At 60.7% G+C, this 12,980-nt stretch carries 12 protein-coding genes; 6 read left to right on the top strand and 6 right to left on the bottom strand.

Translation table 11 applies throughout. From position 1 onward, the window contains the following. Positions 1–9 precede the first annotated feature (9 nt). The 6 genes from trpB (at position 10) to phhA (ending at position 6,757) form a co-directional block, all read left to right on the top strand. Entirely contained in the window at positions 10–1,206 is a 1,197-nt protein-coding gene (trpB, locus tag D0N36_RS08175) for a tryptophan synthase subunit beta (RefSeq protein WP_116940911.1), read from the top strand. 104 nt (positions 1,207–1,310) lie between these two features. Then, positions 1,311–2,087, top strand: a complete 777-nt coding sequence (gene trpA, locus D0N36_RS08170) for a tryptophan synthase subunit alpha (RefSeq protein WP_116940910.1) — start codon at positions 1,311–1,313, stop codon at positions 2,085–2,087. A gap of 209 nt (positions 2,088–2,296) precedes the next feature. Beyond that, on the top strand, positions 2,297–3,310 hold the full coding sequence (gene aroF / locus D0N36_RS08165; protein ID WP_116940909.1) for a 3-deoxy-7-phosphoheptulonate synthase: 1,014 nt from the start codon (positions 2,297–2,299) through the stop codon (positions 3,308–3,310). A gap of 181 nt (positions 3,311–3,491) precedes the next feature. After that, entirely contained in the window at positions 3,492–4,718 is a 1,227-nt protein-coding gene (locus D0N36_RS08160; RefSeq protein ID WP_116940908.1) for an amidohydrolase family protein, read from the top strand. A gap of 283 nt (positions 4,719–5,001) precedes the next feature. After that, positions 5,002–5,748, top strand: a complete 747-nt coding sequence (locus D0N36_RS08155; protein ID WP_116940907.1) for a phenylalanine 4-monooxygenase — start codon at positions 5,002–5,004, stop codon at positions 5,746–5,748. Between the two features lie 259 nt (positions 5,749–6,007). Further along, entirely contained in the window at positions 6,008–6,757 is a 750-nt protein-coding gene (phhA, locus tag D0N36_RS08150) for a phenylalanine 4-monooxygenase (protein WP_116940906.1), read from the top strand. Between the two features lie 105 nt (positions 6,758–6,862). Here the strand turns inward: phhA and D0N36_RS08145 are convergent, their stop codons facing one another. The 6 genes from D0N36_RS08145 to D0N36_RS08120 form a co-directional block, all read right to left on the bottom strand. Next, a complete protein-coding gene (locus tag D0N36_RS08145) occupies positions 6,863–7,345 on the bottom strand; it encodes an Mpo1 family 2-hydroxy fatty acid dioxygenase (RefSeq protein ID WP_116940905.1) in 483 nt (160 codons plus the stop codon). A gap of 195 nt (positions 7,346–7,540) precedes the next feature. Next, complete coding sequence (locus D0N36_RS08140; RefSeq protein ID WP_242478840.1) at positions 7,541–8,404, bottom strand: dienelactone hydrolase family protein; 864 nt, start codon at positions 8,402–8,404, stop codon at positions 7,541–7,543. A 106-nt stretch (positions 8,405–8,510) separates the two neighbouring features. Further along, positions 8,511–9,827, bottom strand: coding sequence for an ABC1 kinase family protein (locus D0N36_RS08135; RefSeq protein ID WP_116940904.1), 1,317 nt, complete (start codon positions 9,825–9,827; stop codon positions 8,511–8,513). Positions 9,828–9,950: 123 nt separating this feature from the next. Then, on the bottom strand, positions 9,951–10,625 hold the full coding sequence (locus tag D0N36_RS08130; protein ID WP_116940903.1) for a TetR family transcriptional regulator C-terminal domain-containing protein: 675 nt from the start codon (positions 10,623–10,625) through the stop codon (positions 9,951–9,953). Positions 10,626–10,733: 108 nt separating this feature from the next. Continuing rightward, complete coding sequence (locus tag D0N36_RS08125; protein WP_116940902.1) at positions 10,734–12,053, bottom strand: cryptochrome/photolyase family protein; 1,320 nt, start codon at positions 12,051–12,053, stop codon at positions 10,734–10,736. Between the two features lie 32 nt (positions 12,054–12,085). Next, positions 12,086–12,799, bottom strand: coding sequence for an SDR family NAD(P)-dependent oxidoreductase (locus D0N36_RS08120; RefSeq protein WP_116940901.1), 714 nt, complete (start codon positions 12,797–12,799; stop codon positions 12,086–12,088). Positions 12,800–12,980: the final 181 nt, after the last annotated feature.

Below are 12,980 nucleotides of genomic sequence, written 5' to 3'. Positions count from 1 at the left end.
CCTACAACCATGACTATTACTCCCACCTACCAGCAACCTACCGAGCGCGGCTACTACGGCCAGTTTGGCGGCGCCTTCATCCCCGAAATGCTCTACCCCAACGTGGAGGAGCTGCGCCAGCAATACCTGTCTATCATGGCCGAACCGGCCTTTCAGCAGGAGTACCAGCAGCTGCTGCGCGACTACGTGGGCCGGCCCACGCCGCTGTTCGAAGCCAAGCGACTGTCGGCCAAGTACAACACCCGCGTGTTTCTTAAGCGCGAAGACCTGTGCCACACCGGCGCCCACAAAGTCAATAATACAGTCGGGCAGATTCTGCTGGCCCGGCGGCTGGGCAAAACCCGCATCATTGCTGAAACCGGTGCCGGCCAGCACGGCGTGGCCACCGCCACCGTGTGCGCCCTGATGGGCATGGAGTGCATCGTGTACATGGGCGAAGTGGACATGGAGCGCCAGAAGCCCAACGTGTACCGTATGCGCCTGCTCGGGGCCGAAGTGCGGCCCGCCAGCAGCGGTAGCAAAACCCTAAAAGACGCCACCAACGAGGCCATCCGCGACTGGATTTCAAACCCCGTCGACACCCACTACATCATCGGCTCGGTGGTCGGTCCGCATCCGTACCCCGATTTAGTGGCGCGTTTGCAGGCGGTCATCAGCGAGGAGATGCGCAAGCAGCTGCTGGAAAAAACGGGCTCTGAGCTGCCGCAGTACGTGGTGGCCTGCGTGGGCGGCGGCTCCAACGCGGCCGGGGCATTTTATCATTTCCTGGAAGAGCCGACGGTGAAGCTGGTGGCCGTGGAAGCGGCCGGCCACGGCATCCATTCGGGCCACTCGGCGGCTACGTCGGTGCTGGGCAAGCCGGGCATTATTCACGGCGCACGCACGCTGCTCATGCAGGACGAGGACGGTCAGATTACCGAGCCCTACTCGCTCTCCGCGGGCCTCGATTACCCTGGCATTGGCCCACTGCACGCCTTTCTGGCTGATGCCGGCCGGGCGCAGTTCATCAGTATCACCGATGAAGATGCGCTGCTGGCCGTGGTGGAGTGCAGCCGGCTCGAAGGCATCATTCCGGCCCTCGAAACGGCGCACGCGCTGTCTGCCCTGGGCCAGCTCGGCGCCGGCCCTGATGATGTGGTGGTCGTGAACCTTTCGGGCCGCGGCGACAAAGACCTGGAAACCTACATCCAGCAGGACTTGATGTAGCTTTTTCACGCAGTGTCTCGCAGTGAATAACCGCAGTGTCTCGCGGTAGCCGTTCACTGCGAGACACTGCGTTATCCACCCCGAGACACTGCGTGAAATATCCCATGAACCGAATCCAACAAGCCTTCCAGCAGGATAAAAAACTGCTCAACATCTACTTCACGGCCGGCTACCCGCGTCTCAACGACACAGTGCCCATCCTCAAGGCCCTCGCCGATGCCGGAGCCGACGTTATCGAAATTGGGGTGCCGTTTTCTGACCCCCTGGCCGACGGGCCGGTGATTCAGCAGAGCAGCAGCGTGGCGCTGCAGAACGGCATGAACATGCGGGTGCTTTTCGGGCAACTGAAAGGCGTCCGCGAGCAGGTGCCCAACACGCCGATTCTGCTCATGGGCTACCTCAATCCGGTGATGCAGTTCGGGGTCGAAAACTTCTGCCGCGAGGCCGCTGCGGCCGGCGTCGATGGCGTTATCCTGCCCGATTTGCCGCTCGACGATTACGTGGCCGAGTACCAGGACATCTTCCGCCGCCACAACCTGCGGCCGGTGTTCCTCATCACGCCCCAAACTGCCCCCGAGCGCATCCGCCGCATCGACGAGCTAACCGACTCGTTCCTCTACCTCGTGTCGGGTCCCGGTACCACGGGCGGGGCCAACACCCAGGCCGAGGGCGTGCAGGAGGCCTATTTTCAGCGCATTTCCGACATGAACCTACGCAACCCGCGCCTCGTGGGCTTCGGCATTTCGGATAAGCAGTCGTTTGAAGCCGCCTGCCAGCACGCCGAGGGCGCCATCATCGGCTCGGCGCTTATTCGGGCCCTGGAGGGCGCTGAAGATGCCCCGGCGGCAGCGGCTTCCTTCGTTTCTTCAATTATTAAGTAACTCAGGTTGCGTAGCACGACGTAGGGGCGGGGCTTGTCCCCGCCCGCCGCTGAAACGATGCGTTGCGGGGCTTCATCCGCCGTTCGATAGTCTTGTTCAACGGCGGTCTGGGGCAAGCCCCGCCCCTACGTCGTGCTGCGCAATCTACTCCGCAAATCAGGTCAGTTACTTTCCCGCGAACCTCTGCGAGAAAACCTTCTCCCCATTCAATGATTCTCCAACTCGACCCCCAGATTTCCGAGCAAAATCAGCAGGAAATCGAAGCCAAAATAAAGGTCCTCAACTACAAGTCCACTGCCGTAATCACCCAGCGGGCCCGCTACCTCGTGGCCATTGGCAAGGCCGAAATCGACCTGCGCAGCCTCGGGCAGCTGCCCGGTGTGCAGGATATCCACCGCGTATCCGACGACTACAAGCTGGTGAGCCGCAAGTGGCGCGTGCGCCCCACGGTGCTCGACCTTGGCGATGGGGTGCGCATCGGCGAAGGCACGCTCACGCTGGCGGCCGGCCCATGCAGCATCGAGAGCGAGGCGCAGATGGAAAGCATTCTGCAGCACCTCGTGGATAACGACGTGCGCATTATGCGTGGCGGCGTGTATAAGCCGCGCTCCTCGCCCTACTCGTTCCGGGGCCTGGGCATGGAGGGGCTGAAAATGTTCCACCAGATGGCCCGCGCCCGCGGCATCAAAATCATCACCGAAGTGATGCAGGTGTCGCAGGTGGAGGAGATGCACGACTATGTGGACGTGTTCCAGGTGGGCGCCCGCAACACTCAGAACTTCAACCTGCTCGATGCGCTGGGCGGAGTGGACAAGCCGGTGATGATTAAGCGCGGCATTTCGGGCACGCTAGAAGAGCTGCTTTCGTCGGCCGAATACGTGTTTTCGGGCGGCAACGAGAAGCTGATTCTGTGCGAGCGGGGCATCCGGACCTTCGAAACGGCCTCTCGCAACACGCTGGACCTGAACGCGGTGCCCATCCTCAAGGAGAAAACCCATCTGCCCGTTATCGTCGACCCCTCGCACGGCATCGGCCTGCGCGAACACGTGGCCGCAATGGCCCTGGCCGGCGTTATGGCCGGGGCCGACGGCATCATCTACGAAGCCCACGAAACTCCCGAAAAAGCTGCCTCCGACGGCGCCCAGACGCTTAATTTCGATGAGTCGGCCCGCCTGATTCGCAACCTGCGCAAAGTGTACGCGCTGCGGCAGGAGCTGGAGTAGCCGCTTGTTTTTGGTTGCTCGGTTTTCGCTTTTCGTTGGCTAATTCCAGGGTCGGGCGGCCGTCCTGATTTAGAATTGTGCTAAGCGCGCGGCCGTATAGCGGGTCAGGTTTCTTTCCCGGCTGGTTCGTCATGTGCATTCGGGCCCGTTGCCCCCTTTGGGCGTATTAATCCTCTTTCAAATGCTTGATTTGCTTGTAAAGAACGCCCGTCTCGATTATCACCAAGGCACTGTCGATATTGGAATTGTGGCGGATAAAATCAAGCTGCTGGAAGCCAACATCGACACTCCGGCTCACACTGTAATCGATGCCGAAGGTCAGTTCGTATGCACGGGCTTCTACGAAACCCACATCCACCTCGATAAGGCCTGCATCCTGGACCGCTGCTCGATGCAGCAGGGCACCAAGGGCGAAGCCTCCTCGCAGACGAGCGAGGCCAAGAAGCACTTCACCGAGGAGGACGTGTTTGCGCGCGGCTGCCGGGTAGTGGAAATGGCCATTAAGAAGGGCACTATGGGCCTGCGCAGCTTCGTGGAAACCGACCCCCGGGCCGGTATGCGCTCTTTCAAGGCCCTGAAGCGGGTGCGGGAGAAATACGCGTTTGCCATTGACATTGAGCTATGCGCTTTCGCCCAGGAGGGCCTGACGGACGAAATGGAGACCTACAACCTGCTCCGCCAGGCCCTGCAGCAGGGCGCCGACCTGGTGGGCGGCTGCCCCTATACCGACGCCGACCCAAACCGCCACATCGAGTTGATTTTCGATTTGGCCGAGGAGTTCGATGTCAATGTGGATTTTCACCTCGACTTTGACCTCGACCCCAGCCATACCAGCATCCCTAAAATTGCCGAGCAGACCCGGCAGCGCAACTACCAGGGCCGCGTGTCTATCGGCCACGTGAACAAGCTGAGCGCCATGCCCCCGGCCCAGCGCCTGAAGCTGGTGAAACTGCTTCTGGAGGCCGATATTGCCTTGATAGTGCTGCCGGCTACCGACCTGCTGATGATGGGGCAGGACCACACCCACCTGATTCCAAGGGGCGTGGTAAACGCCAACGAACTGAGTGCGCTGGGCATTACAACCACCATTTCCAGCAACAATATCCTCAATGCCTTCACACCTTACGGCGACGCCTCGCTGGTGCGCATGGCCAACCTATACGCCAACATAGCCCAGCTCAGCACCGACGATGAAATGCGGGCGGCCTACGAGATGATAAGCCTCAACGCGGCTAAACTGCTTTCCCTGCAGGCCCGGCTACAGGTAGGTGGGCCGGCTACGTTTGTGTTGCTGGAAGTCATCGATGCCGTTGACGCCATCCGCACCATCGCCCAGCCGCTGTTGGGCTACAAGAACGGGCGGCCCACGTTTACTAATCAGAAGGCCGTTATTCATCCGCAATCCTGAGCGGCACCCGTAGTTGACTCTGGAGCAGGCACTACTGCTGCTTAAAAGGGCGTGGCAGGCAAAAGGAGGGCAGCGGAAAAAAAACAGTAGCATCAGAAATATATATTTCTATATTTGCAATACCATGTTCAACCTGACTGCCACGCGCTTTATGTCGATTACCGTCTGCAATCTGCAGTATGGTAGCGGGCGGCGTGGTCGGTGCAACAGGTAGGGAAATTGAACATCCTCCTCCTCTGAACCTCAGCAAGGCCCGCTTCCGACAGGAAACGGGCCTTTTTTTATGCCTACTGCCATGCAGCAACATTACGACCAGTACTCGGCCCAGGACCATTTGGTGTGGAAAGTTTTGTTCGACCGCCAGACGGCCCTGCTGCACAAGCGGGCTTGCGGGGCGTTCTGGCAGGGCCTGCGCGCCGCCGGCCTGCACCGCAACGCCCTGCCCGATTTCGTGCAGGTAAGCCAGCGCCTGCAGCAGGCCACCGGCTGGCAGCTGGTGCCGGTCGCCGGCCTGCTCAACGATGCCGACTTCTACGGCCTACTGGCCCGGCGCCGTTTCCCGGCCACGGTCTGGATTCGGAGCATGGCGCAGTTCGATTTCATCGAGGAGCCCGACTTGTTCCACGGCGTGTTCGGCCACGTGCCGCTGCTGATGAATGCGGCCTTCGCCGATTTCCTGCAGTTCCTCGGCCACGTTGCCACGTTACATCTGCACGACGCGGCGGCTATGGTGCGGCTGGAGCGGCTCTACGGCTTCGCGGTGCAGTTCGGGCTGGTGCGCGAGGTTGGCGAAACCCGCCTGTTTGGGGCCGGCCTGCTCTCGTCGTCGGGCGAAATCCACCACTACCTCTCCGAAGTGGCTCCGCGCCAGCCTTTCGAACTGGCCGCCGTGCTCGATACGCCTTACAGCGAGGCCCACCTGCAGGATGGCTACTTTGAGCTCAGCAGCTGGGAGCAACTTACCGAAAGCGTGGCCGACCTGGCTGCCGTACTGGCCGACGCGCCCCGGCCGGTGCTGGTGGCCAAATAATGGGCTGCCAACTCAGCATAAAATTCAGGCTTTCCGGCTTGATATTGGGCTGTTTAATTCCGGCGAGCTACATTTGCACCCGATGACCCGCTTCACTTCCCGCTATTATGCTTATGCCTATTACGCCCCGCAAGGGAGCGGAGCGGCGGCGGCGTGCCGGAATCAGGAGTAGCAAATCCTCTTCCAACGTCTTGTCAGGCCTGCTTCCGCTTCGTGCGGGGGCAGGCTTTTTCTTTTTCCTCTTTTTCCTTTTTTACTGATGAATACGCTCCTCGAAACCGCCTCTGCCCAGCCCCTACTGCGCCAGGAGTACGCCCGCTACACCGCCGCCGACCAGCAGGTGTGGCAGTTGCTCTTCGATAGGCAGATGGAGTTGCTGCCCGGCCGCGCCGCCGATACGTTTCTGGAGGGCGTGCGCCAGGTTGGCTTCACCCGCGACGCCATTCCCGATTTCCGCGAAGTGAACCCACGCCTGCTGGAGCTGACGGGCTGGGAGCTAGTAGTGGTGCCCGGCATTGTGGACGACGCCATCTTTTTCGGGCTGCTGGCAGAGCGCAAGTTTCCGGCTACCACCTGGCTGCGCACCCTCGCCCAACTCGATTACTTGGAAGAGCCCGACATGTTCCACGACGTGTTCGGCCACGTCCCGCTGCTGACGAACCCCGGTTTCGCAGCGTTCCTGCAGGATTTGGGTGCGGCAGCCATGCAACATAGCCAGCAGCCCGGCGCGCTCGAAATGTTCACGCGCCTGTACTGGTTCACCGCTGAGTTCGGCCTGATTCAGCAGCCCGAGGGCCTGCGCATCTACGGGGCAGGTCTGCTGTCGTCGCACGGCGAAGTGAAGTTTAGCTTGGGCGAGCAACCTACCCGCTTGCCGTTCAGCCTGCAAGGCGTGCTGGATACCCCCTTCGAAAAGGACAAATTCCAGGACCTCTACTTCGTGCTCGACAGCATGCAACAGCTGCCCGAGAGCCTGACGACTCTAAGTGGGATGATTGAGGTGAAATAGTGAGGTTGTGAAATGGTGAGTTGATGTTCGATTAGCCTATCGGCGCAAATGGCGCAAGCAGACTAATCGAACATCAGCTCACCAGTTCACTATCTCATAGCGTACCTAATACCGCCAGCCCAGCCGCCGGTATATAAAGTGCAGCAGCCAGAGCGGGCCGATGAGCAGAAACTGCAGGTCTTTGAGGAAAGAAGGCTTTTTGCCCTCAACCTTATGGCCCCAGAACTGACCGGCCCAGGCCAGCACGAACACGATAAGGCACACGGCCCAGAGCGGCAACGCGGCCTGCGCCTGCACCAGCCGCAATGCCAGCGCCATGGCCAGCCACACCAGCACCATTCCCGCCGCCAGCCGCCCCGAAAGCCGCACGTAATATCCCACCGCCAGCACCATCACCAGTGTAGCCCAGTTCAGCCACGGGCTGATGGCCCGCACTCCTGCCGGCACTGGCACCGACCACAGCAGCCCCAGAATGGCGAACATAATCAGCGGTACGCACACCCAATGCACGAGCTTGTTGGTCGGGTTCTGGTGGCTCTCGGCATACTCATCGAGCAGCCGCTGCACCGGTGAAGCGGTGGTGTCCATAAGTATCGGTGGGAAGTGAAAAACAGCAGGTAAAAGGTAGGGATTTACGCGCTTATGCGCCAGCTACTGTTTGGCTTCTTGCCGAAGTACAAACCAAAAAGGCTGCCTCACTGAGGCAGCTTTTTGGTTTGGAAAGCATAAGTAGGACAGGCTTTCGATTATTTGCGTCTGGAAAAAAACGCGCTAATCCGCGGTCTACTTGAGCTTGAGGTTCTTCTTCAGGTAGGCGATGGAAGCGGCGTGGGCATCTTCGGCCATGGCCTTGCTGTACTTGGGGTTGGAAGGGTTGGCGAAGGCGTGGTCGGCATCGTAGGCTTTCACGGTAAGTCCTTTCTTGGCCGCCTTCATGTTCTTTTCGAACTCGGTTACGACTTCCTGATTGATCCACTTATCCTGTTTAGGAAAAATCATCAGCACATCGGTGTTCAGGGTTTTTAGCTTGGCCACGTCCTTTTCGGGCATGCCGTAGTATATCACGGAGCCCACGGCCTGCTTACCGGCAAGCAGCGCCGTTTGCAGGCTCCAGCCGCCGCCAAAGCACCAGCCGATGCTGGCCACTTGGGCCCGCGGGCCGGCATGCAGCAGCGCGCCCTTGATGATGGCTTCGGCCCGCGCGGTTTTCACGGCCTGCATGAGCTTACCCGCCTCATCGGCCGTGGCGGCCACCTGGCCGTCGTAGAGGTCGAGGGCAATGACGTTGGTGCCGGGTAATTCTTTGGCCAAGCGCGCGGCTTCCTGCTTGATATAGTCGTTCAGGCCCCACCACTCGTGGATGACGAACAGGTATTTGTCCGAGCGTATGTTGCTCTTGATTTCGAAGGCCTTGCTCGTGCCGCCGTCGGTGGTTTTGAACTCTATCATCTCGCCGCCGCCGGCGTAACGGAAGGGCAGGGGCGTATCATGGCCGCCCGAGAAATCCTCGTTGGAAGCCAGCATAGCGAAAGTCTCGGTGGCGTTAGAGCTGGCGGCCGGTTTGGCGCAGCAGCTCATAGTCGTTTGGGCCGAAGCCACGGAAACCACGCTCAACAACGCGGCACACAAAGTCCAGAACTTTTTCATGGGGAGAAATAGGGGAAGAAAAATACCCCGGTCCTTTTCGTGTAGCTACACTAATAGGCCGGGGTGGCTCTTAACCGGAAGCAGGAAAATTAGTTTCAGTCAGACTTTATTCAGTCCCGGTGCGGATGCTGGCTTTCAGCTCGGTGAGAAGCGCGTAAAGGCCCACGTAGGTGCGGTTGAGGTAGATGAAGTGCTCGGAGCCGCGAGGTTCGCGCTGCTGGCGTAGCTCGGGCTGCTGCATCAGGTCGTCGCCGAGGGCGTAGAGGGCCTGCATATAGGTGGGGTCACCGAAGTCGAAAGTGGACTCGCGGAACGGGCGGCCCACCAGCTCCAACGAAGCCTGCATCGTTTGCACGTAAAAATTCCGCTGAGCGGGCGCGTCGGCAGCTTGCAGCACGCCGCCTTCTTCGAGCAGCGCGGCCAGTTTGGTGGGGTCGGCCAGCGTTTCGGGGGCCAGCAGGGCGATGAAGAGACGATGGACATCTTCGGGAATCTCCTTCACGCAGCCAAAATCAAGCACGCCCACGGTGCCACCATCATCGGCCCGGAGCAGGAAGTTGCCGGGGTGTGGGTCGGCGTGCACACGGCGCAACTCGTTGAGCTGGAACATGTAGAAATCCCAGAGTGCCTGGCCCAGCTGGTTGCGAATGGCCTGGTCGGGGTTGGTGAGCAGGAACTCGCGCAGGTGTTGGCCGGGCAGCCAGTCCATGGTCAGGATGCGCGGCGACGACAGCTCGGGGTAGTAGCGCGGAAACTGCAGATGGGCCAGATTAGCGCAGTCGGCGGCAATTTCCTGGCCCCGGCGCAGCTCCAAGGCGTAATCGGTTTCCTCAATGAGGCGGGTTTCCACCTCCTGCATGTAAGGTCGCACAGTAGCCTCATCGAGCCCCAGTACGCGCAAGGCCACGGGTTTTACCAACCGGATATCGGAGCGGATGCTGTCGGCCACGCCGGGGTACTGCACCTTCACGGCCAACTCCAGGCCACCGAGGCGGGCGAAATGCACCTGCCCGATGCTGGCGGCCTGCCGGGCTTCGCGGTCGAACTCGTCAAACACCTCAAAAGGCGACTTCCCGAAGGCATCGCGGAAGGCTTTGATGACCAGCGGGCCCGAGAGGGGCGGGGTCTGGTACTGGGCTTGGGCAAACTGGTCGGCGTAAGCGGTAGGCAGCAGGTTTTTCTCCATGGCCAGCATCTGGGCCACTTTCAGCACGGAGCCCTTCATTTCGCTGAGCGTGCCGTAAAGCTCAGCCGCGTTGGCGGCGTGCAAGTCGGCCATCGTACTGTCGGCTCCCACGGCCCGCTTGGCATAATGCTTTACGTAGTTGGCCCCTACGTTGAGGCCGGTTTTAGCAAACCGCGCCGCCCGCGCCACTTTGGTGGTCGGCAGCGAGGTCAGGGATTTAGGAGGGTTGTCGGGCATCGGGAAGGGCTACAAGGAGCAAAGCAGTAGGGGCGGGGCTTGTGCCCGCCCGCCGTCGAACGATATCAACCGAACCGTTCAACGGCGGGCGGGGACAAGCCCCGCCCCTACGCAATAAATATCTTACCGCCGGCGGCTATGCAGCAGGAAGCGCACGAAATCAAAGGCCGAATCGAGCGTGTTGCGACCTACGAGGTCGAAGCTCAGGGTGACGGCCTTTTCGATGGCGGCGTCGGTGCGCTCGAAGTCCACGGTGTCGTCTTTGGCGAAGAACCCGAGCACGAACAGCAGTTGCTGCCAGAAAAAACGCGGGTAACCGTCCTGGATGAGCTTGCGGCTGGCTACTTCGTCAGTGCGGCGGCCTTCGCGCAAGGTTTCGGCCACGAACTCCTCGAAATCCTGCCGGAAATCGTCGAGGACGCGGGGCGTGAGGCCGGGCATGCGGTGCAACGAGCGGCGCACGCTTTGCAGGGCGTAGCTACGGTTGCGCTTCAGAATCTCAATCAGCGTGTAGTAAAAGCCTAGCAGCTTTTCGCGGGCCCCGTACTGCTCCCAAACGGGTTCGCGGGCTGCCGTTTCGCGGGCTTCGCGGCCAAAGTCGGCCCAGATTTCGCGGTCAATAGCGTCGAAATTGGCATACACCCGGTAGAACTCCTGCTCGGGTAGACCCAGCTTCTGGGTGAGCTTGTACACCGATTGGGGCGGGGAGCCCTTCTTGAGCACGTAATCGAAATATGCCTGCTTGATGCGGGCCTTGGGCGTGGCCGCTTCGGGCGCGGCAGTAGTGGGCTGTTTCATATCGGAGGTGTAACAACGAGCCCCATAGTAGGGTTTCGCGGCTGAAGGAATGTGGGAAGCAGACTGATTGAGACAGCATGACCGTCTGGATAATGGCAAAACCAGTCTTTACCCCGCCGCCCGGTACGCGGTGCGCAACGTGTCGATAGCTCGCTGGCGGGCAAACTTATGGTCGACGATGGGGGCGGGGTAGGCGTCGGTGCCGTACTCGGGTACCCACTGCTTCACGTAGGCCAGGTCGGGGTCGTAGGTTTCGAGCTGACTTTGGGGGCTGTAGACCCGGAACCAGGGCGCGGCTACCACGCCGGTGCCGGCCATCCATTGCCAGTTGCCCACGTTTTGGCTCATGTCGTAGTCGAGCAGGGTATCGGCAAAATACCGGTCGCCCCAGCGCCAGTCGATGAGCAGGTGCTTCACCAGAAAGCCCGCCGCCGTGATGCGGGCGCGGTTGGGCAGATAGCCGGTGGCGTTTAGCTCGCGCATGCCGGCATCCACGAGCGGGTAGCCCGTCTGGCCCGCGCACCAGGCCGCGAATTCGTCCTCGTTGTTACGGTAGGGCACCTGGCGCAGGCGTGGGTCGAAGCTTTCGGTGGCCGTGCCGGGATAATGCCAGAGCAGCATCATGAAGTAGTCGCGCCACACCAGCTCGGCCAGCAGCTTGGGATTTAGCTCCCGGGCCTGGCGCATCAGTTCGCGCACGCTCAGCGTACCGAAGCGCAGGTGTACCGAGCGGCGGGTGCTGCTATTAACGAGCCCCGGCTTGTTGCGGGTGAGGTGATAATCGCGCACCAATGCCTCATCCGGTAACTCGGCCGCCGGCACAAACTGCTCGCACCGCTCAAAGCCCATGTCGGCCAGCGTGGGCCGGGTTGGGGCCTCGGGCAGGGAAGCAAGGTTTGCAGCCGTGAATAGTTCGGCCGAAGGATAGGACTGGAAGTCCTTGTCCTGCACCTTTTCCAGCCAAGCCTTGCGGTAAGAACCAAACGTGCGGGACGGCTTGCCCGACTTACCCAACAGCTCGTTTTTAGCGAAAATCACCTGGTCCTTGAAGGCGTAGAACTCCGCCCCGTGCTGCCGGGCCAAGGCCGCTATGGCCCCATCGCGTTCGGCAGCGTAGGGCTCGTAGTCTTCGTTGGTATAGATGGCGGCTACCTCATGGCTGGTCAGCAGCTGCTCCAGCACCTCCAGCGGCCGACCGTAAAACGCCAGAAAAGAGCCCCCGGCCGCCGCCGTTTCGTGGCCCAGGCGCTCCACCTGGTCGTAGATGAACGTGACGCGGGCATCCTGGCGGGTGGGCAGCAAATCCAGGATTTCGCGGTCGTAGATGAACAGCGGCACCACCGGATAGCCACTTTGCAGGGCCGCCGTCAGGCCTGCGTTGTCGTGTACGCGCAGGTCGCGCCGGTGCCAGAAAAGAACGAATTTCATCTGGGGTCTGAAATGAAGTTCAACCAAAAGCCCTACTTCAACCGGCCCATGCCGCCATCAACGGGCAGCACCTGGCCAGTGATGAAGGAGCTGTGGTCGGAGAGTAGGAAAGAGGTCATGTAGGCCAAATCCTGGGGCTGGCCGATGCGCTGCAAGGGGTGACGCTTGGCGCTGGCTTCCTGCTTTTCGGGGGTGTTGAGCAGGGCGGCGGCCAGCGGCGTATCGGTGAGCGAAGGCGCCACGCAGTTGACGCGCACGTTGCTGGCGGCGTACTCGGCGGCCAAGGCGCGCGTCAGGCCTTCCACGGCGGCCTTAGCGGTGGCAATGCTGGCATGGAACGACATGCCCGTGTCGGCGGCCACGGTGCTGAACAGCACGACCGAGGCGCCATCGGCCTTTTTGAGGCGCTTCATGCAGGCCTGTAACACCTGCACCGCCCCCAGCACATTGAGCTGGAAATCGGCCTGGAAATCGGCCACCGGAATCCGCTCGAAGGGCCGCAGCTTGATGGAACCGGGGCAGTACACCACGCCGTGCAGCACCTCGGGCAACCCGTCGAGGGCCGTGCCCAGCGGCTGGGTTACGTCAAGCTCCACGAAGGTTGTGCCCAGCTCGGCCAGCTCGGGCGAGTGGTTGCGCGAGGCGGTGTAGAGGTGGGCGTTGAGCTTGCTCAGCAGTTGGGCTGTAGCCAGGCCAATGCCCGATGAAGCCCCGATGATGAGGATGTTCTTGTCCGCGAATTCCATGCTTGAGGGATTGAATAAGGAGTATGGGCAGAGAACTAGGCCACGCAGGGAAGGTTTACAGCCGCAGCCTGCGAAGGGGCGCCACAGGAATAATATAAGCCTTCTGTGTGATATAATTAAAATGAGAAATAATTTTGCATTTTGGTGTAACGTAAGCAAAATAGTGGTTAAATTGGAAGAT

It is taken from the genome of Hymenobacter lapidiphilus, from assembly GCF_003417065.2.
Taxonomy (GTDB): Bacteria; Bacteroidota; Bacteroidia; order Cytophagales; family Hymenobacteraceae; genus Hymenobacter.
This window is presented reverse-complemented; position numbering and strand designations above follow the sequence as displayed.

Excerpts from the sequence above, each read along its gene's own strand:
- D0N36_RS08145 (WP_116940905.1), bottom strand. The coding sequence starts at position 7,345 with ATGGACACCACCGCTTCACCGGTGCAGCGGCTGCTCGATGAGTATGCC.
- trpB (WP_116940911.1), top strand. The coding sequence starts at position 10 with ATGACTATTACTCCCACCTACCAGCAACCTACCGAGCGCGGCTACTAC.
- trpA (WP_116940910.1), top strand. The coding sequence starts at position 1,311 with ATGAACCGAATCCAACAAGCCTTCCAGCAGGATAAAAAACTGCTCAAC.
- D0N36_RS08120 (WP_116940901.1), bottom strand. The coding sequence starts at position 12,799 with ATGGAATTCGCGGACAAGAACATCCTCATCATCGGGGCTTCATCGGGC.
- D0N36_RS08155 (WP_116940907.1), top strand. The coding sequence starts at position 5,002 with ATGCCTACTGCCATGCAGCAACATTACGACCAGTACTCGGCCCAGGAC.
- D0N36_RS08130 (WP_116940903.1), bottom strand. The coding sequence starts at position 10,625 with ATGAAACAGCCCACTACTGCCGCGCCCGAAGCGGCCACGCCCAAGGCC.
- phhA (WP_116940906.1), top strand. The coding sequence starts at position 6,008 with ATGAATACGCTCCTCGAAACCGCCTCTGCCCAGCCCCTACTGCGCCAG.
- aroF (WP_116940909.1), top strand. The coding sequence starts at position 2,297 with ATGATTCTCCAACTCGACCCCCAGATTTCCGAGCAAAATCAGCAGGAA.
- D0N36_RS08140 (WP_242478840.1), bottom strand. The coding sequence starts at position 8,404 with ATGAAAAAGTTCTGGACTTTGTGTGCCGCGTTGTTGAGCGTGGTTTCC.
- D0N36_RS08125 (WP_116940902.1), bottom strand. The coding sequence starts at position 12,053 with ATGAAATTCGTTCTTTTCTGGCACCGGCGCGACCTGCGCGTACACGAC.
- D0N36_RS08160 (WP_116940908.1), top strand. The coding sequence starts at position 3,492 with ATGCTTGATTTGCTTGTAAAGAACGCCCGTCTCGATTATCACCAAGGC.
- D0N36_RS08135 (WP_116940904.1), bottom strand. The coding sequence starts at position 9,827 with ATGCCCGACAACCCTCCTAAATCCCTGACCTCGCTGCCGACCACCAAA.